Origin of the sequence: Streptomyces sp. NPDC101237, from assembly GCF_044767465.1 — a bacterium.
Lineage (GTDB): Bacteria > Actinomycetota > Actinomycetes > Streptomycetales > Streptomycetaceae > Streptomyces > Streptomyces gramineus.
In genome coordinates this window covers 313,235-330,366 of sequence record NZ_JBIWNY010000003.1, presented here as the reverse complement: position 1 = coordinate 330,366, position 17,132 = coordinate 313,235, and the positions used below count along the sequence as shown (strand labels likewise).

Annotated in this window: 12 protein-coding genes; 9 read left to right on the top strand and 3 right to left on the bottom strand. The window is 73.8% G+C overall.

Annotated features, from left to right (window positions below):
- The first annotated feature begins 302 nt into the window (after positions 1-302).
- The 6 genes from lpdA (at position 303) to ACIRQ9_RS07390 (ending at position 9,164) form a co-directional block, all read left to right on the top strand.
- Positions 303-1,691, top strand: coding sequence for a dihydrolipoyl dehydrogenase (lpdA, locus tag ACIRQ9_RS07415; protein ID WP_404168087.1), 1,389 nt, complete (start codon positions 303-305; stop codon positions 1,689-1,691).
- Between the two features lie 61 nt (positions 1,692-1,752).
- Positions 1,753-3,546 (top strand): 2-oxoglutarate dehydrogenase, E2 component, dihydrolipoamide succinyltransferase, encoded by a 1,794-nt coding sequence (gene sucB, locus ACIRQ9_RS07410; RefSeq protein ID WP_404168085.1) that lies wholly within the window; start codon positions 1,753-1,755, stop codon positions 3,544-3,546.
- 303 nt (positions 3,547-3,849) lie between these two features.
- The gene (locus tag ACIRQ9_RS07405; protein WP_351325320.1) at positions 3,850-4,473 is read left to right on the top strand and encodes a GntR family transcriptional regulator; all 624 of its coding nucleotides are present in this window, start codon (positions 3,850-3,852) and stop codon (positions 4,471-4,473) included.
- A 310-nt stretch (positions 4,474-4,783) separates the two neighbouring features.
- Entirely contained in the window at positions 4,784-7,486 is a 2,703-nt protein-coding gene (aceE, locus tag ACIRQ9_RS07400; RefSeq protein WP_404168083.1) for a pyruvate dehydrogenase (acetyl-transferring), homodimeric type, read from the top strand.
- Between the two features lie 113 nt (positions 7,487-7,599).
- Entirely contained in the window at positions 7,600-8,589 is a 990-nt protein-coding gene (locus tag ACIRQ9_RS07395) for a helix-turn-helix transcriptional regulator (RefSeq protein ID WP_404168081.1), read from the top strand.
- A gap of 56 nt (positions 8,590-8,645) precedes the next feature.
- Positions 8,646-9,164: a DUF4240 domain-containing protein gene (locus ACIRQ9_RS07390; protein ID WP_404168228.1), complete on the top strand. Its 519-nt coding sequence runs from the start codon at positions 8,646-8,648 to the stop codon at positions 9,162-9,164.
- A 337-nt stretch (positions 9,165-9,501) separates the two neighbouring features.
- Here the strand turns inward: ACIRQ9_RS07390 and ACIRQ9_RS07385 are convergent, their stop codons facing one another.
- Complete coding sequence (locus ACIRQ9_RS07385; protein WP_404168079.1) at positions 9,502-10,647, bottom strand: N-acetylmuramoyl-L-alanine amidase; 1,146 nt, start codon at positions 10,645-10,647, stop codon at positions 9,502-9,504.
- A gap of 192 nt (positions 10,648-10,839) precedes the next feature.
- Between ACIRQ9_RS07385 and ACIRQ9_RS07380 the strand changes: the two genes are divergently transcribed.
- Positions 10,840-12,024 carry a MarP family serine protease gene (locus ACIRQ9_RS07380; protein WP_404168077.1) on the top strand — a complete coding sequence of 395 codons (1,185 nt, stop codon included), beginning with the start codon at positions 10,840-10,842 and terminating at the stop codon, positions 12,022-12,024.
- Positions 12,025-12,027: 3 nt separating this feature from the next.
- On the opposite strand, the gene ACIRQ9_RS07375 is transcribed toward ACIRQ9_RS07380, so the two are convergent.
- A complete protein-coding gene (locus ACIRQ9_RS07375) occupies positions 12,028-12,516 on the bottom strand; it encodes a GNAT family N-acetyltransferase (RefSeq protein ID WP_404168075.1) in 489 nt (162 codons plus the stop codon).
- Between the two features lie 71 nt (positions 12,517-12,587).
- Here ACIRQ9_RS07375 and ACIRQ9_RS07370 point away from each other — a divergent pair, with 71 nt between their 5' ends.
- Entirely contained in the window at positions 12,588-13,481 is an 894-nt protein-coding gene (locus ACIRQ9_RS07370) for a TIGR01777 family oxidoreductase (protein ID WP_404168073.1), read from the top strand.
- Between the two features lie 160 nt (positions 13,482-13,641).
- Complete coding sequence (locus ACIRQ9_RS07365; protein ID WP_404168071.1) at positions 13,642-14,997, top strand: NAD(P)/FAD-dependent oxidoreductase; 1,356 nt, start codon at positions 13,642-13,644, stop codon at positions 14,995-14,997.
- A gap of 491 nt (positions 14,998-15,488) precedes the next feature.
- Here the strand turns inward: ACIRQ9_RS07365 and ACIRQ9_RS07360 are convergent, their stop codons facing one another.
- The gene (locus ACIRQ9_RS07360; protein WP_404168069.1) at positions 15,489-16,955 is read right to left on the bottom strand and encodes a regulator; all 1,467 of its coding nucleotides are present in this window, start codon (positions 16,953-16,955) and stop codon (positions 15,489-15,491) included.
- Positions 16,956-17,132: the final 177 nt, after the last annotated feature.

Sequence of the window (17,132 nt, the reverse complement as noted above, 5' to 3'; positions counted from 1 at the left end):
CGTGGGACGGGACCTCGCGCGCGGGTAGGGCGGGGTCCCGTCGCCCACGGTCCCGGTCCGTTCCGTCGCGGGGCGGCGGCGGGCCGGCGGGGGTCTCCCGCACGGTTCCCCGCGCCCCTTCGGGGGCGCCGCGTGTGGTGTCTCACACCCCAGCCCGGCGTCTCGTTCACCTCAGACAAGTGCGAAGATGGGGCTCGGCAGGACAGGGCCCCCACCACAGGGCCGAAGAAGAGCGGCCGGACACCAGCCGCCGCGCGGTCACCGTTGACCGGCGTACGGCGCACATGCATGGAGGACGTGACGTGGCGAACGACGCCAGCACCGTTTTCGACCTAGTGATCCTCGGCGGTGGTAGTGGCGGTTACGCCGCGGCCCTGCGCGGGGCGCAGCTGGGCCTGGACGTCGCCCTGATCGAGAAGGACAAGGTCGGCGGTACCTGCCTGCACCGGGGTTGCATCCCCACCAAGGCCCTGCTGCACGCGGGCGAGATCGCCGACCAGGCCCGCGAGAGCGAGCAGTTCGGTGTCAAGGCCACCTTCGAGGGCATCGACGTGCCGGCCGTGCACAAGTACAAGGACGGCGTGATCGCCGGTCTGTACAAGGGCCTGCAGGGTCTGATCTCGTCCCGCAAGGTGACGTACATCGAGGGCACGGGACGGCTCTCCTCCCCGACCTCCGTCGACGTGAACGGCCAGCGCATCCAGGGCCGGCACGTCCTGCTCGCCACCGGCTCCGTGCCGAAGTCGCTGCCCGGCCTGGAGATCGACGGCAACCGCATCATCTCCTCCGACCACGCCCTCGTCCTGGACCGCGTGCCGAAGTCCGCGATCATCCTGGGCGGCGGGGTCATCGGCGTCGAGTTCGCCTCCGCCTGGAAGTCCTTCGGTTCCGACGTCACCGTCATCGAGGGCCTCAAGCACCTCGTGCCGGTCGAGGACGAGAACTCCTCCAAGCTTCTCGAGCGCGCGTTCCGCAAGCGCGGTATCAAGTTCAGCCTGGGCACCTTCTTCTCGAAGGCCGAGTACACCGCCGACGGCGTCAAGGTCACCCTCGCCGACGGCAAGGAGTTCGAGGCCGAGGTGCTGCTCGTCGCCGTCGGCCGCGGCCCGGTCTCGGCCGGCCTCGGCTACGAGGAGCAGGGCGTCGCGATGGACCGCGGCTACGTCCTGGTCGACGAGTACATGCGCACGAACGTCCCGACCGTCTCCGCCGTCGGTGACCTGGTCCCGACCCTCCAGCTCGCGCACGTCGGCTTCGCCGAGGGCATCCTGGTCGCGGAGCGTCTGGCGGGTCTGAAGACCGTCCCGATCGACTACGACGGTGTCCCCCGGGTCACGTACTGCCACCCCGAGGTCGCCTCCGTGGGCATCACCGAGGCCAAGGCCAAGGAGATCTACGGCGCGGACAAGGTCGTCGCCCTGAAGTACAACCTGGCGGGCAACGGCAAGAGCAAGATCCTCAACACCTCCGGCGAGATCAAGCTCGTCCAGGTGAAGGACGGTGCCGTGGTCGGCGTCCACATGGTCGGCGACCGTATGGGCGAGCAGGTCGGCGAGGCCCAGCTGATCTACAACTGGGAGGCGCTGCCCGCCGAGGTCGCCCAGCTCATCCACGCCCACCCGACGCAGAACGAGGCGATGGGCGAGGCCCACCTGGCCCTGGCCGGCAAGCCGCTGCACTCGCACGACTGACCCTCGGTCGACACACGCGACGACTCAGACTTCCGCAATTTCGTAAGGAGCAACCGAAACCATGGCGGTTTCCGTAACCCTTCCGGCGCTCGGCGAGAGCGTCACCGAGGGCACCGTCACCCGCTGGCTGAAGGCCGAGGGTGAGCGCGTCGAGGCCGACGAGCCGCTGCTCGAGGTCTCGACCGACAAGGTCGACACCGAGATCCCGGCCCCCGCCTCCGGCGTGCTGGCCTCGATCAAGGTCGCCGAGGACGAGACCGTCGAGGTGGGCGCCGAGCTGGCGATCATCGACGACGGCACCGGCGCGCCCGCCCCCGCCGCCCCGGCCGCCGAGCCGACCCCGGCTCCGGCCCCCGCCGCGCAGGCCCCGGCCGCCGAGGCCCCGGCCGCTCCCGCCCCGGCCCCCGCCGCCGAGGCGCCGGCCGCGCCGGCCGGTGGCGCCTCGGGCACGGACGTGGTCCTGCCCGCGCTCGGTGAGTCCGTCACCGAGGGCACCGTCACCCGCTGGCTGAAGTCGGTCGGCGAGGAGGTCGCGGAGGACGAGCCGCTGCTCGAGGTCTCCACCGACAAGGTCGACACCGAGATCCCCGCGCCGGTCGCCGGTGTGCTGCTGGAGATCGTGGTCGGTGAGGACGAGACCGCCGAGGTCGGCGCCAAGCTCGCCGTCATCGGCGCCCCGGGTGCCGCTCCGGCCCCCGCCGCGGCCCCCGCCGCCCCGGCCCCGGCACCCGCCGCCGAGACCCCCGCGCCCGCCCCGGCCGCTCCCGCGGCCCCGGCGCCCGCTCCCGAGCCCGCCCCGGCCCCGGCCCCGGCCGCTCCGGCACCGGCCGCCGCCGCTCCGGCACCGGCCGCTCCGGCCCCCGCGCCGGCCGCTGCGGCTCCGGTCACCCCGGCCGCCGCACCGGCCGCGGCGTCCCCGGCCGACGAGGGCGCCTACGTCACCCCGCTGGTGCGCAAGCTCGCCGCCGAGAACGGCGTCGACCTGGGCGCCGTCAAGGGCACGGGTGTCGGCGGCCGTATCCGCAAGCAGGACGTGCTCGCCGCCGCGGAGGCCGCCAAGGCCGCCGCCCCGGCTCCCGCGGCCGCCGCTCCGGCCGCCGCCGCGAAGAAGGCCCCCGCCCTGGAGGTCTCCCCGCTGCGTGGCCAGACCGTCAAGATGCCCCGCATCCGCAAGGTCATCGGCGACAACATGGTCAAGGCGCTGCACGAGCAGGCGCAGCTGTCCTCGGTCGTCGAGGTCGACGTGACCCGCCTGATGCGCCTGCGCGCCCAGGCCAAGGACTCCTTCGCCGCGCGCGAGGGCGTCAAGCTCTCCCCGATGCCGTTCTTCGTCAAGGCCGCCGCCCAGGCGCTGAAGGCCCACCCGGCCATCAACGCCCGGATCAACGTCGACGAGGGCACGATCACCTACTTCGACACCGAGAACGTCGGTATCGCGGTGGACTCGGAGAAGGGCCTGATGACCCCGGTCATCAAGCACGCCGGCGACCTCAACATCGCCGGTATCGCCAAGGCCACGGCGGACCTGGCCGGCAAGGTCCGCGCCAACAAGATCACCCCGGACGAGCTGTCCGGCGCGACCTTCACCATCTCCAACACCGGCTCGCGCGGCGCCCTGTTCGACACGATCATCGTGCCGCCGAACCAGGTCGCGATCCTCGGCATCGGTGCCACGGTCAAGCGCCCGGCCGTCATCGAGACGGAGGAGGGCACGGTCATCGGCGTCCGCGACATGACGTACCTGACCCTGTCCTACGACCACCGCCTGGTGGACGGCGCCGACGCGGCCCGCTACCTGACGGCCGTCAAGGCGATCCTGGAGGCCGGCGAGTTCGAGGTCGAGCTCGGTCTCTGATCCCCCACGGGTTGTGCGGTGCCCCGTCCGGAGCTGCTCCGGACGGGGCACCGTCGTGTGCAAGGGACCCCGGCCCGCCGGCGCGGCCGTCCGCGGGCCGGGAACACCGCAGCCCAGGAGGGTCGGCGCGCACCGCGGCGGCGGCCGGTCCGCGCCGTTCGCAGCGGGCCCGGAGCTTTGCCGAGCCCGTCCGGCGGGCAGCGTGTAAGCCTCGTCTCACCTGCGCGAAAGCGCCCCCGTGCGCCTCTCCCGACAGGCGGTCCGGCCGTATTGTCTAAACGTCAACGCCCTTAAGGAGCTCCCATGACCGCGCCCGTCGTCCACTCGCTGCGCGAACAGATCCGCGAGCACATCGTGGAGGGAATCGTCAGCGGGCGCTGGAAGCCGGGCGAGCGGATCGTGGAGCGGCGGATCGCCACCGAACTGGAGGTCAGCCAGACCCCGGTGCGCGAGGCCCTGCGGGAGCTGGAGTCGCTGCGCCTCATCGAGTCCGCGCCGAACAAGGGCGTCCGGGTGCGGAACCTGACGGCGGCCGACCTGGAGGAGAGCTACCCGGTGCGGGCCGGCCTGGAGGCGATCGCGGCGGAGCTGGCGGCGGACCGGCTGGCGGCGGACTGCTCGGCGCTCGAACCGCACGTCACGGCGCTGTACGAGGCCGACAGGAACGCCGACGGCACGGGGCAGGTCCGGCACACGGTCGGCTTCCACCGCGAGCTGGTGCGGGCGGCCGGCAACTCGGTGCTGCTGCACACCTGGGAGGGCCTGGGCATCGAGGTGTTCACGGCGCTGTCGATCCGCTGGCTGGGCACGGTCCAGCAGTCGTACGCGGAGGAGCACGAGGAACTGGTGGCCGCCTTCCGGCGCCGCGACCCGCGGATCCCGGAGATCGTGAAGGCCCACGTCCTCGGCTGCGCGCCCAGGCCCTGAGCCGCGAGGTGTCACGGCGAGTGCCACGGCACCCGGCGTACACCCGAGCGGACCCCCGCTCACACACCGCCTCACCTGCGCAAACGTCCCTCCGATCACGTCACCCGGTGCCATGGCCGGAGGCACCCCGTGCCGACTTTCCTCAAATCGAGAAGTTTTTCCCCCGACCCCTTTGATCGATCATCGATCAGGGAGTTATTGTCGCCGACGGGCCCGCACCCGGGCCCGCCGCCCTGTCCTGCCAAAGACCTAGGGCACCCCCGAACCCTTGCCGATGAGGGAACCCCCTTCGACCGAGGAAGGCGGCGACATGACCGACCCCCACGCCATCCAGCCGAGCGCGCTCGACCAGCTCCCGGACCGGGACCCGGAGGAGACCGCCGAATGGCGGGCTTCCCTGGACGCCGTCACCAGGGAGGCCGGGCCGCACCGCGCCGCGTACCTGATGCGCCGCACGCTGGAGCGCGCCGAGGCGGGCGGCATCGCGCTGCCGAAGCTCCTCGAGACCGACTACGTCAACACCATCCCCACCGGCGCCGAGGCGGCGATCCCCGGCGACGAGGAGATGGAGCGGAAGATCACCGCGTGGAACCGCTGGAACGCGGCCGCGATGGTCACCCGCGGCAGCAAGCACGGCGTCGGCGGCCACATCGCCACCTTCGCCTCCGCGGCCTGGCTCTACGAGACCGGCTTCAACCACTTCTTCAAGGGCAAGGAGGGCGACGGGAGCGGCGACCAGCTCTACATCCAGGGCCACGCCTCCCCGGGCATCTACGCCCGCGCCTTCCTCGACGGCCGCCTGACCGAGGCGCACCTCGACAACTTCCGCCAGGAGGCCGGCGGCAACGGCCTCCCGTCGTACCCGCACCCGCGCCGCCTGCCCTGGCTGTGGGAGTTCCCGACCGTGAGCATGGGCCTCGGCCCGCTCTCGGCGATCTACCAGGCCCGCTTCAACCGGTACCTGACCGCGCGCGGCGTCAAGGACGTCTCCTCCTCGCACGTGTGGGCGTTCCTCGGTGACGGCGAGATGGACGAGCCGGAGTCCACGGCCGCCCTCGCACTCGCCGCCCGCGAGGGCCTGGACAACCTCACCTTCGTCATCAACTGCAACCTGCAGCGCCTCGACGGCCCGGTGCGCGCCAACTTCAAGATCGTGCAGGAGCTGGAGGCCCAGTTCCGCGGCGCCGGCTGGAACGTCGTCAAGTCGCTGTGGGGCAACGCCTGGGACGAGCTGTTCGCGCTCGACACCACCGGCGCGCTGGTACGACGCCTGCGCGAGGTACCCGACGCCCAGGTGCAGACGTACCAGACCCGGGACGCCGCCTACATCCGCGCCGACTTCTTCGGTAAGGACCCGGCGCTCGCCGAGATGGCGAAGCTGCTGAGCGACGACAAGATCATCGAGTGCTTCCAGCTGTCCCGCGGCGGTCACGAGGCCCGCAAGGTGTACGCGGCCTACAGGGCGGCCCTGGACCACAAGGGCGCGCCGACCGTGGTCCTCGCCCAGACCGTCAAGGGCCACACCCTCGGCCCCGGCTTCGCGTCGAAGAACGCCAACCACCAGATGAAGAAGCTGACGGTGGACGAGTTCAAGACGATGCGCGACCTGCTCGGACTGCCCATCGCGGACAGTGCCTTCGCCGACGGCCAGGTGCCCTACGGCCACCCCGGCGCCGACTCCCCCGAGGTGCGCTACCTCCAGGAGCGCCGCGCGGCGCTCGGCGGCCCGGCCCCGGCCCGCCGCACGCACGCCCTGGCCCCGCTGCCGGCCCCCGCCGACAAGGCCTTCGCCTCCTTCGACAAGGGCTCCGGCTCGCAGAACCTGGCGACCACGATGGCCTTCGTCCGGCTCGTCAAGGACCTGGTCCGCGACAAGGAGACGGGCCGCCGCTGGGTGCCGATCGTCCCGGACGAGGCGCGCACCTTCGGCATGGAGAGCCTGTTCCCGTCGCTCGGGATCTACTCCCCCAAGGGCCAGACGTACGAGCCGGTCGACCGCGACCAGCTGATGTACTACAAGGAGGCCAAGAACGGCCAGATCCTCAACGAGGGGATCACCGAGGCCGGTTCGATGGCCGACTTCATCGCCGCGTCCACCGCGTACGCGACGCACGGCGAGGCGATGATCCCGTTCTACATCTTCTACTCGATGTTCGGCTGGCAGCGCACCGCCGACCAGATGTGGCAGCTCGGCGACCAGCTCGGCCGCGGCTTCCTGGTCGGCGCGACCGCCGGCCGCACGACGCTGACGGGCGAGGGCCTGCAGCACGCCGACGGCCACTCCCCGGTCATCGCCGCGACCAACCCGGCCGCGCTGTCCTACGACCCGGCGTTCGCCTACGAGATCGCGGCGATCGTCAAGGAGGGGCTGCGCCGCATGTACGGCGAGGCCGCCCCGGGCGAGGACCAGGACGTCTTCTACTACCTGACCGTCTACAACGAGCCGCTGCCGCAGCCCGCGAAGCCGGCCGGGCCCGGCGTCGACGAGGGCATCGTCAAGGGCCTGTACCGCTTCAACACTGCGGAGTCGGCCGGGCTCACGGTGGTGGCCAACGCCCCGCGCATCCAGCTGCTCGGCTCCGGCACGGCGATCCACTGGGCGCTGAAGGCGCAGCGGCTGCTCGCCGAGGAGTGGGGCGTGGCGGCCGACGTCTGGTCCGCCACCTCCTGGACGGAGCTGCGCCGTGACGCCATGGCGGCGGACGCGGCCCTGCTGCGCGGCGAGGAGCGGATCCCGTACGTCCGCCGGGCCCTGCAGGGCGCCGAGGGTCCGGTGCTGGCCGTCTCCGACTACATGCGCCAGGTCCCGGACCAGATCGCGCAGTGGGTCGAGCAGGACTACTCCTCCCTGGGCGCCGACGGGTTCGGTCTCTCCGACACCCGGGACGCGGCCCGCCGCCACTTCGGCGTCGACGCCGAGTCGGTCGTCGTCGCGGCCCTGGCCCAGCTGGCCAGGCGCGGCGAGGTCAAGGCGACCGCGGTGAAGGAGGCCCGGGAGAAGTACGGGCTGTAGGCACCGCCGCGCTCCGGTGCGGACCAGGAACGAGGGGAAGGGGCACGGCCGCGGCCGTGCCCCTTCGTCGTGACCGGCCCCTCGCCGCCGGCGGGCCCCGGCATGATGAGGTCATGCGCGCCGCCCGACTCATCAAGATGGTGCTCCTGCTCCAGTCCCGGTCCGCGATGACCGCCGGTGAACTGGCCGCCGAGCTTGAGGTGTCCGAGCGGACCGTGATGCGCGACGCGCAGGCCCTGTCGGAGGCGGGGGTGCCGGTGTACGCGGACCGGGGCCGGGCGGGCGGGTACCGGCTGGTCGGCGGCTACCGGACGGGGCTGACGGGGCTCGGGCGGAGCGAGGCGGAGGCGCTGTTCCTGAGCGGGGTGCCCGGGGCGCTGCGGGACATGGGGCTGGCGGACGCGGCCAGTGCCGCCCGGCTGAAGGTGTCCGCCGCGCTGATGCCCTCGCTGCGCGACGCCTCCCGGACCGCGGCCCAGCGGTTCCACCTGGACGCGCCGGGCTGGTTCGCGGAGCCCGGGACGCCCGCGCTGCTGCCGGCGCTCGCCGACGCGGTGTGGGACGACCGGCGGGTCGTCGCGCACTACCGGCGCGGCGAGTCGCAGGTGCGGCGGGAGCTGGAACCGTACGGGCTCGTACTGAAGGCGGGCGTCTGGTACCTGTGCGCGCGGGTCGCGGAGACCGACTCCTACCGGGTGTACCGGATCGACCGGTTCACCTCGGTCGAGGCGGGCGGGGAACGGTTCGTGCGGGACGAGGAGTTCGACCTGCCGGGGTTCTGGGACCGGCGGGCGGAGCAGTTCGCGCGGTCCATCCTGCGGGCCGAGGTGGTGGTGCGGCTGTCGGCGGTCGGCCTGCGCAGGCTGCCGTACGCGGTCGATCCGGTCACCGCACGGCAGGCCCTCGCGGGCGCCGGTGCCCCGGACGCGCGGGGACGGGTGACGGTGACCCTTCCGGTGGAGAGCGAGGAGGTCGCGCACGGTCAGCTGACCGCGCTCGGACCGGAGGCGGAGGTGCTCGCGCCGCCGGGGCTGCGGGCCCGTTTCGCGGCGGACGCCCGGCGCCTGGCGGGGCTGTACCCGCCGGAGGGCGACGGCGGATAACAATCCGCGTCACTCCGCGTGCGCCCCCGGCGCACAGGCACGATGCTTGACCCGTGATGGACGAGACGGAGTTCTGGGAGCTGGTCGACAGCACCCGCGCGGCCGCCGAGGGTGACCCGGAGGACCAGGCGGACCTGCTCGTGGACCGGCTGCTCCAGCTGGACCCGGACATGGTGCTGGACTTCGCCCGTCACTTCGAGGCCCGCTACAACCGCGCCTACAGCTGGGATCTGTGGGGCGCTGCGTGGGTGCTGCTCGACGGCGCCAGCGACGACGCGTTCGACTTCTTCCGGTGCTGGCTGATCGGCCAGGGCCGGGAGGTCTTCGAGGGCGCCCTGCACGACCCGGACGGGCTGGCGGAGCTGCTGGGCGACTTCGACGAGGAGATCGACGGCGACGGCGAGGAACTCGGGTACGCGGCGGACGAGGCGTACGAGCAGCTCACCGGGACCGTGGCCCCGGACCTCGGCATCGCCCCCGCGCCCAGCGAACCGGACGGCGCACCGGTCGACTTCGAGAACGAACGGGCCCTCGCGGAACGCTTCCCCCGGCTCTGGGACCGCTTCAGGGAGTGAGGGCCGGCGCGCGGCACGCCTCGGGCCGGACGCCGGCGGGCCGGGACCTCGGGCGGGCCGGCCTGGGTCCGCCCGGCCTCGACCACGGGGTGCGTCGGTGCCGCGTCGGCCCCATCGGGCGCGGACGCGGTGACCGCGGCCGGGCCGAGGACGACCGTCACGACCGCGCACGCCTCGGCCCACGGCCCGCGCGCCCGCCTGAACCAACCGTCCCTGCCTGCGCTCCCCTTGGTGTGCGCACCGGCTTCGCCACGCCTGCTGTCCATGATCCCCGCCTCCGTCGGTCCGTGTCGTGCGCGACGCCAGGGCGCGGGGATCCCAACGGCCTGCGTGCCGCCTATGGCGTTCCTGTGGACGCGCTCGCGGACGGGTCCGCAGGCGTCCTCAGGGGCTTGCGAGGTGCTTCCAGGGGACCGGGCAGGGGTGGCGCCTTGCGGAGCGTGCCGGGGGGCGTCAGGGCGGGCGTGGCTGCGGGTCCCCCGGACGCGGCGGGCTCGGCGGACGGGGGCAGGGCGGCCGGTCCGGACGGGGTCACAGCGGCCGATTCGGACGGCGCCGTGGCGGTGCCCGGTGGGATCGCCACGATCGTGCCCGGCACGGTCGTCGGCGAGGTGCCCATCGGCGGCGCCGTGGGAGCGGCCGGCACGGGCGCCGTGGGAGCGGCCGGGCGTGGTGTCGCGGGCGGTGGCGTCCGCGGGGCCCTGCCCTGGAGGCGGGCCGCGGCCTCCCTGATCTCCGGGAGGCGGTCGATGAGCGCGGCGCCGGGGCAGTTGGTGCGGTAGCCGTCCTGGTGGGCGGCCACGGCGGGCAGCGCGACGACGGTGCCCAGCCGGTACCGGCTGCGTCCGTTGCTGGAGACCAGGCGGGCGCTGGTGCGCGGGTCGACGTCGGCCAGGCCGAGTTTCCAGGCGGCGACCGCGGCGATCGAGTCGGCCATGGCGCGCGGCACGGGCACCCCGGCGGTGAAGGTGCCGAGGGCGGCGATGCCGGCGGTGCGGTGGTTGAAGCCCTGCGTGTGGGCGCCGACGACCGCCCGTTCGGTGCCGCCGGCCCGGCCCTCGTAGATGGTGCCGCAGCGGTCGACGAGGAAGTTGTAGCCGATGTCGTCCCAGGCCCGGTCACCGGTCTGGCCGCTGTACAGGCGCCGGATGATCTCGGGCACCTGGGCGCAGGAGTAGCCGTTGGGCGAGTCGGTGTGGTGCACGAAGACGGCGACCACCTTGTCGTCGTAGCGCGGCGGCGGCTGGGTGCGGCGGACGGTGGCGTCCAGCCAGGCCGAGCGCGGCACGATGGGCGGCCGGGGCGCCCGGAACCGGCCTTCGGGGCTGGCGGGCGCGGGCGCGGCCAGGTGGACCGCGACGGAGTGGTCGGCGCCCGGGGCGCACAGCACCGCCACGAGGACGGCGGCGAGGCCGGGCACGCAGCCGAGCAGCGCCAGGACGGCGATCCGGGTGCGCCGCCCAGCTCTGGGGAAGACACGCATGGCACCCACTCTCGGGTTGATCCACTCCGTCCGCGATGTGTGCTGTGCCACCTGGTGGAACCATCGTCCCGGTCTATGGCGTTTCAGTGGGTACACGCACGCGTGGCCGGTTCCCGGGGTTCTCGCGCGCGGGCACTGATCATTGGACCTGTCCCGGCCGTATGAAGAGGGCACCGAGAGAAAGGCGGCTCCGTGGACCTGCTCGACCTGGTGCTCGTACTGGTGGTCCTCGTGTACGCGGCGTCCGGTTACCGGCGCGGGCTGGTGGCCGGCTGCGTGTCGCTGGCCGGGTTCGTGGGCGGGGCCGTCATCGGCGTGTGGGCGCTGCCGTGGGTGATGGATCTGGTCACCCGCGGGACCGCGACGGCCACGGTGGTCGCGGTGCTGACGGTGCTGGTGCCCGGGGTGGTCGGGCACGAGCTGGCCGGGCGGCTGGCGCTGCGGCTGCGCCGCGAGCTGGACCAGGGGCCGCTGCGGGTGGCCGACGGGATCGGCGGCGCGGCGGCGAACTCGGTGGCGGTCCTGATCGTGGCCTGGGTGGCGGCCAGCGTGCTCGGCGCGTCCTCGTCCCCGGCGGTGGCCCAGGCGATCCAGGGCTCCCGGCTGCTCGGCACGGTGCAGGACACCATGCCGGACACCACGCCCGCCTGGTTCGCGCGGGCCACCTCCGCGCTCACGGAGGCCGGGTTCCCGCAGGTCTTCAACCCGTTCGAGAACGAGTCGACGGCCCGGGTCGCCAAGCCCACGGGCGACAGCGTCACCGCCGCCGCCACCGAGGCGGCCAAGCGCAGCACGGTCAAGATCGAGGGTGTCTCGGGCAGCCAGGGCCGCGAGGGCAGCGGGTTCGTGTACGCGCCGGAGCACGTGATGACCAACGCCCACGTGGTCGCCGGCATCTCCGACCCGAGCGTACGGATCGGCGGGGTCGGGACGTCGTACGAGGCGCAGGTCGTCCTCTTCGACCCGGACCGGGACGTGGCGGTGCTGTACGTGCCGCAGTTGCGGGCGCCGCTGCTGCGGTTCGACACCGGTGCGGCCCGCGGCGACTCGGCGGTGGTCGCCGGCTATCCGCAGGACGGCGACCTGAACCTGCAGGCGGCCACGGTGGCCGCCAGGGTGCCGGCCACCGGCCGGAACATCTACAACGACGCCACCGTGACGCGGGAGATCTACTCGGTCCGTTCCACGGTCCGCCCCGGCAACTCCGGCGGGCCGCTGCTGACCACCCGCGGCGAGGTGTACGGCGTGGTGTTCGCCCGTTCCACGTCGGACGACGAGACGGGATACGTCCTGACGGCCGCCGAGGTGGCCTCGGACGCCGCCCGCGGGGCCCGGGCGACGGCGCCGGTGGACACCGGCGAGCTGATCACGTCCTGAGCGTCACAGCGCCCGGCCCATGATCACGTCGTCGACGTACGTGCCGTCCAGCAGGAACTCCCCCGGCAGCACGCCCTCGACGGCGAAGCCCTCGGACTCGTAGAGCCTGCGGGCCGGGCCGTTGTGCCCGAGGACACCGAGCCGGATCCGGCTGGCGCCGCGCCGGCGGGCCTCCGCCATCACCGCCCGCAGCAGCGCCCTGGCGACCCCGCGGCCGCGGGCCTCCTCGGCGACGGCGAGGCCCTGGATCTGCCGGACGTGCGCGTTGGAGGCCACGTTGTAGGCGAACCCGAGGCGGATGTAGCCGACGATGCGCCGGTCGAGCTCGGCGACCAGGGTGTCCTCGGGGGCGTGCCGCTGGTCGAAGAAGGGCTCGTACGGCGGCTGCGGCTCGGGCAGTACGGCGTGCTGGTACGACCAGGTGGCGCCGTCCAGTGCACGCAGCTCCTGGTCGTCGTCGGGCAGGGCGGTGCGTATGTACGGTTCCGGCATGTGGTCACCCTAAGTCCGGCGGCCCCCGGGTCCCGGGTGTTTTCCGGCGCCGCTGCGGCCATGCTGGACCCATGGAACACTCTCGTATCGCGGTGGCCGGCGCGTCCGGTCTGATCGGCAAGGCCCTGGTGGACTCCCTGCGGGCGGACGGGCACGAGGTGGTGCGCCTGGTGCGGCGCGCGGCCGACGGCCAGGACGAGGTCTGCTGGGACCCCGAGGGACAGTACGTCGACACGGCCGGGCTGGCCGGCTGCGACGCGGTGGTGAACCTGGCCGGGGCCGGGATCGGCGACCGCCGCTGGACGGACGCCTACAAGCGGCAGATCCGGGACAGCCGGGTCCTCGGCACGGCGGCGCTCGCGAAGGCGATGGCCGCCCTGGACGAGCCGCCGCGGGTGTTCGTGAGCGGCAGCGCGATGGGGTTCTACGGCGAGACGGGCGACCGGGCCGTCGACGAGGACGCCCCGGCCGGGGACGGTTTCCTGCCGTCGCTGTGCGTGGAGTGGGAGGAGGCCGCGGCCCCGGCCCGGGAGGCGGGCATCCGGACGGTGTTCGTGCGCACGGGACTGGTGGTGGCCCGCGGCGGCGGGGCGTGGGCCCGGCTGTTCCCGCTGTTCAAGGCGGGGCTCGGCGGGCGGCTGGGCGACGGGCGGCAGTACTGGTCGTTCATCGCGCTGCACGACGAGGTGGCCGCGATCAGGTTCCTGCTGGACACCGAGGGTCTGGAGGGGCCCTTCAACCTCACCGCGCCGGAGCCCCTGACGAACCGTGAGATCACCGCGGCGATGGCCCGGGTGCTGCGCCGCCCGGCCCTGTTCCCGGTGCCCGCCGCGGCGCTCCAGGTGGCGCTCGGCGAGATGGCCGGGGACGTGCTGGGCAGTCAACGCGTGGTGCCCAAGCGGCTGCTGGAGTCGGGGTTCACCTTCGCGTTCCCGGGCATCGAGGACGCGATCCGTGCGGCCTGATCACCTGCGTGACCGTATGCGACCGGTGTGCGACCGTGCCCTGTCCATGCGCGACTGTCCTTGACCGATCACCGCCCTAACCTCGACCCGAACTCGGGTATCCCCGGAGCCGGTCGGGGGCATCACGTCTCCACCGGACGCGCAATCGAGGAGGGGCCTCGTGCTTGAGCCCGCGTACCAGGCGGACGTCGTCATCGTGGGAGCCGGCGTCGCCGGACTCTCCGCGGCTCATCGGCTGAACAGCGCAGGAGTAACGACCGCGGTCCTGGAGGCCGCCCCCTACGTCGGCGGCCGCATGTCGACCGAGAAGGTCGACGGCTTCCGGCTCGACCGGATGGGGCAGCTCCTGTCCACGTCCTATCCGGAGCTACGGTCGGCACCCGGACTGGACGCCCTGGTTCTGCGCCGGTTCGCGCCCGGCGTACTGCTGCATCACGACGGGCGCAGGCACCGGGCCGGCGCTCCGGCGGGTGGAGGAAGCGCGAGGGGCGCACTGTACGCGGTACGCGCCCTGGCAAGCGCCCCCAGGAACGCGTCGGCGGTGTCGCCGGCGCGCGGCGCGGCGCCGATGGGGGGCGCGGTCGACCAGGCCCGGCTCGGCGCGGCGCTGGGGCGGATCGCCACGACCCCGGTGAACCGCATCCTCGCCCGGCCCGAACTCCCGGCCGCGCGCGCCCTCGCGGAGCGCGGGATACCGGCCCGCACGATCGACGGCTTCCTGCGCCCGCTGCTCGCGGCCCTGCTCTGCGATCCGGAGCTGACCACGTCCAGCCGGTGCGCCGACCTCGCGCTGCGGTCCTTCGCGAGCGGACGGCTGTGCGTGCCGGAGGGCGGCGCCGAGGTCCTCCCCGAACTCCTCGCCCGCGCCCTGCCGCCCGGCACGGTCCACACGGGCGTACGGGTCACCGCGGTCTCGACGACGTCCGTGACGACCGCCGAGCACGGCGAGATCCGCTGTCGGGCGGTCCTGCTGGCGACGGACGCGCGGGCCGCGGCCGGGCTGCTGCCGGGGCTGCGCGTGCCGGACTTCCACGAGGTCACGGTGGTCCACCACACGACGGACGAGCCGGGCACGCTCACGACCGGGTCCTCGCTCCTCCTCGACGCGGACCGGGGCGGACCCGTCTCCCACACGTACGTCGTCAGCGGCGTCGACCCGAGCCGGGCTCCGCAGGGCCGGGCGTTGATCTCCTCGACGGTGCTCGGGACGCCGCCCGCCGGGGTCGACACGGCGGTGCGTACGCATCTCGCGCGGCTCTACGGCACCTCCACGCACCGCTGGGAGACCCTGGCCGTCCATCGCACGCGGGAGGCGATCCCGGCGATGCGTCCGCCGCACGACCTGCGGCGGCCGGTGCGGCTGCTGGCCGGTCTGTACGTCTGCGGCGACCACCGGGACACCAGCACCATCCAGGGAGCGCTGCACTCGGCCCACCGGGCGACGGCGTCGATCCTGGCGGATCTGGGGGTCTCGGGCTCGCTGCACAGCGCGGAGCCCGTGCGCCGGGCGGCGTAACCGGGCCCCTGCGGGGCACGGGGAGCCGCGCGGGACACCCCGGCGGAGCGGTACCGGTCCGGCGCCGGGTGCCCCGCCGCCGTGGCCGATCGCGCAGTTCCCCGCGCCCCCGAGAGGGCGCGGTACCGGTCCGGTGCCCGGTGCCCCGCCGCCGTGGCCGATCGCGCAGTTCCCCGCGCCCCTGAGAGGGCGCGGTACCGGTCCGGTGCCCGGTGCCCCGCCGTCGTGGCCGATCGCGCAGTTCCCCGCGCCCCTGGAAGGGCGCGGTACCGGTCCGGTGGCCGCTGCCGCGCCGCCGTGGCCGATCGCGCAGTTCCCCGCGCCCCTGAGAGGGCGCGGTACCGGTCCGGTGGCCGCTGCCGCGCCGCCGTGGCCGATCGCGCAGTTCCCCGCGCCCCTGAGAGGGCACGGTGGCGGTTTGGTGTCGGGGGCCGCGGCGTCGGGGGCGGTCGCGCGGTCCCCGCGCACCTTGCGGGGCGGCCTTGGTGGGGTCAGTTCAAGGCGGACACCCTTTCTCGGTAGCCCTTCACCGGTGCCGCGTCCTTGTACGGCTCCAGTCGGCGTTCGAAGTCCTTGACGTATTCGATCGCGCGGACCGAGCGCATCTCGGCCGCGGCGCCCGCCGCCTCCGCGCCGAGCGTGCACGCCTGGTCGAGTTCGCCGAGGCCGAGGCGGGCCGTGGCGAGGACGACACGGCAGAACAGGCGGCTGCGCGCGAAGGAGGGCGCACGCAGTTGCAGCGAGCGCTCGGCGTGCTGCGCGGCCGCCCGGAACTGCTGGAGGTCCCGGTGGCAGTGGCCGAGTTCGTCGGCCAGCTGCGCCTCGTCGAAGAAGCGGGCCCAGTGGGGCACGTCGTCGCCGGGCCGTGCCGTCTCCAGGGCGCGCTCGGCCCGGACCAGGGCGCCGGTGCACGCCCGCACCTCGCCGAGGACCCCGTGGGCCCGCGCCTCGGCGGCGTGCAGGAGCGCCTGCACGACCGGCGGGGCGCTGGTGCCCACGCCCTGCTGGGCCACCCGCGCCAGCTGCACCGCCTCCCGGCCGTGGCCGAGGTAGACGGCCTGGCGGCTCATGGTGACCAGGACGTAGGAGCCGTAGGAGCGGTCCCCGGCCGCCTGGGCCAGGCGCAGGGACTGGACGAAGTAGCGCTGGGCGAGCCCGTGCGCGGCGATGTCGTACGACGTCCAGCCCGCGAGCCGGGTCAGGTCGGCGGCCGCGGCGAACAGCTTGCGGCCGGTCTGCTCGCCGTACGTGCCGCGCAGCAGCGGCTCGCACTCGTGCTCCAGGTAGCGCACCAGGGCCTGCCGGGCGTGCCCGCCGCCGTACGCGTCGTCGAGGGTGCGGAAGAGTTCGCCGACCGAGCGCAGCGCGGCGATGTCCCCGCCGGTGACCCGCTGGCCGGGGCCCCGCTCGGCCTGGCCGCGGGGGCGTCCGGGCGCGGGCGGCTGCTTGGGCACGACGGCGGGCCGGGTCTGCGCCGGGACACGGGGCAGCGCCGCCGGTTCGCCGCGGGCCACCCGGTCGTCGGCGCGGCCGATCAGCCAGTCCCGGCTGGGCACCACGAGCCCGGCCGGGGTGAACGCGATCTTGCGGAGTTCGGCCTGGCTGCCGGAGTCCTTGCGCCACAGCCCGCTGACGATGTCGACGGCCTCCTCGGGACTGGCGGCGAACTCCAACCCGGCGTAGACCGGGGCGCAGGCGTCCAGGCCCAGGTCCTGGGCGGTGAGCCGGCGGCCGAGGCGCCTGGTGAAGACCTCGGCGATGAGGGCGGGTGTGGTGCCCCGGGGCTGCTGGCCGCGCAGCCATCGGGTGACCGACGTCTTGTCGTATCTGAGGTCCAGCCCGTGTTCAAGACCGAGCTGGTCGACCCGACGGGCCAGACCCGCGTTGGAGAACCCTGCTTCTGCGATGAGCGCGGCAAGCTGGCGGTTGGGAGTGCGCTGCGCGGGTCGGTCCGTCATCGGGAGTGCGGTCTCCTGCCTTCTGGCTCAGCCCGGTGGCTTGTGCCCGGATTGCCGGTGAGCAGCCCTTTTGGTGCTCGTGGACGGCGCGAATGTAGCGGAGAGTGAGCAGCCGATCGCACCTTTCGACCTTCATTCATCCGATCGTGTGAGGATTGACCCCAGGGCTGACGCGCG